Source organism: Flavobacterium sp. (assembly GCF_029242675.1).
Taxonomy (GTDB): Bacteria; Bacteroidota; Bacteroidia; order Flavobacteriales; family Flavobacteriaceae; genus Flavobacterium.
The window spans coordinates 1-2,049 of record NZ_JAQWTM010000047.1 but is presented as its reverse complement, the minus strand read 5'-3'; the positions used below and the strand labels follow the sequence as shown (position 1 = coordinate 2,049).

The 2,049-nt window shown below is 33.8% G+C and carries 2 protein-coding genes; both read right to left on the bottom strand.

Annotated elements, in window-relative coordinates; genetic code table 11:
* The coding region (locus P8M54_RS01990; protein ID WP_366525110.1) for an SDR family NAD(P)-dependent oxidoreductase at window positions 1-1,438 on the bottom strand (1,438 nt) is incomplete at its 3' end.
* A gap of 48 nt (window positions 1,439-1,486) precedes the next feature.
* Window positions 1,487-2,049 (bottom strand): sugar phosphate nucleotidyltransferase (locus tag P8M54_RS01985; RefSeq protein WP_300284449.1); only part of this gene is annotated, 563 nt, incomplete at its 5' end.

Sequence of the window (2,049 nt, the reverse complement as noted above, 5' to 3'; positions counted from 1 at the left end):
TGCTCCTGAAGATATTGACTACACTGTCTAAGCCTTGTTCTCTACTACGTAATTGTAATGATTGCACGTATTTTTCGGCAATCCTTTTACTAGCTCCCATCACATTACTTGGGTTAACTGCTTTATCTGTAGAAACCATCACAAACTTTTTTACGTGATGTAAACAAGCTAAATCAGCTAGATTTTTAGTTCCTTGAACATTTGTATGAATGGCTTGCGCCGGGTTGTCTTCCATTAAAGGAACGTGCTTGTAAGCTGCAGCGTGATACACTACGTGTGGCTGGTATTTTCTAAATATTTCGTCAAGCGCTTCTCTATTTCGAACATCAGCAATTACACTGTAAATCTTCGTTTTGGTTTTTACATTTCCAATTTCTAAAGTTAAACTATGCAAAGGTGTTTCTGCTTGATCTAAGATGATAACACTCTTTGGGTTAAAATTCAACACCTGTCTCACAATTTCGCTACCAATAGAACCAGCACCACCTGTGATTAATATAGTCTTATCTTTTAGTTGTTTGGATATTGAATTATTATCTAATACGATTGGCTTTCTATCTAGCAAATCTTCAATTTGGATTTTCTTTACCTTTTGTGAGATCTCTTTTTGATTTTCCCAGTTTGAAATCACAGGCACGTTATACACTTTATAATTGTGCTCTAGGCATTGATCTACTATAAGCAGCTGTTCGTCTTTAGATAAACTCTTGTCTGCTATAATTACTGCAACAGCTCCTACGGTTCGCATTAACGTTGGTAGCTTTTTCTTTTGAATCAATATTGGTAAATCCAACATTCTCTTAGAAGCATTCTGGTTATTTTTATCTACAAAACCAACAATTTTAAAACGCGACGGACTCTCAAATTTCAATGCATTAGCCACTGAAATAGCATTAGCATCTGTTCCATAAATTACCGTTCGAATAAGATTTGCAGACGTATTATCTGCAACGTACATATCAAAAGATTGCTTCACGATTACACGATATAGAAAAAGTCCACAAAACGATAACACCGTATTAATGAATAACCCTGTATTTAAAACAATTTTAGTATCAAAAAGTACAACACATACAAAGTTGATGAAGATAAATACTAGGAAAACAGAAGACTGAGAGAATAAAATTTTAACAGCATCTACAAAAGAAGAGTGCCTAACAATGCCAGAATAGGTACTGTAAAGCCAGAAGAAAAATATATTCAATCCAAAAAAGCTGCACAAAAAAAGCACACTATGATTGGTCAAGATATACTCTAAGCCAGTGCCTTTAAAAATAAGGTAGGTGAAAATAAATGCAAAAAGCAAAACAAAAACATCAAGCATAATAATAATCCACCTTGGCAGGTAGCTTAAATTAGTGATATTAAGTTTTAGTAGTTTCTCAAAAAACTTACTCTTGATCTGTTTTTTGAAATATTTCTTTACGTTGTTATCCATTTTTATTCTAGTATACCAATTAATTTAAATTACCACTTTACTTAAAAATTAAATTTTAACTTTTAAAAGTTTCAAAAGGTATTCACCATAACCAGATTTCTTTAAAGGCTCAGCAAGTTCTTTAAGTTGTTGTTCTGAGATAAAGCCTTGTCTCCAAGCAATCTCCTCGATACAACCCACTTTAAGTCCTTGACGCTCCTCTAGAACTTGAACAAATTGTCCTGCTTGCATCAAACTATTGAAAGTTCCTGTATCTAACCAAGCTGTACCTCTACTTAAGATACCTACTTTAAGTTTTCCTTGTTCTAAATAGACTTTGTTTACATCTGTAATTTCGTACTCACCACGGGGGCTAGGTTTAATATTTTTAGCAATCTCAACTACAGAGTTATCATAAAAATACAATCCAGGTACAGCATAATTGGATTTTGGTTTTAGTGGCTTCTCTTCTATAGAAAGCGCTTTAAAATTTTCATCAAAGTCTACAACACCGTATCGTTCTGGATCGGAAACATGGTACGCAAATACCACACCACCCTCCGGTTTTGTATTTGAACGTAACAATTCTTGCATATTAGAACCAAAGAAAATATTATCACCTAGAACTAAGG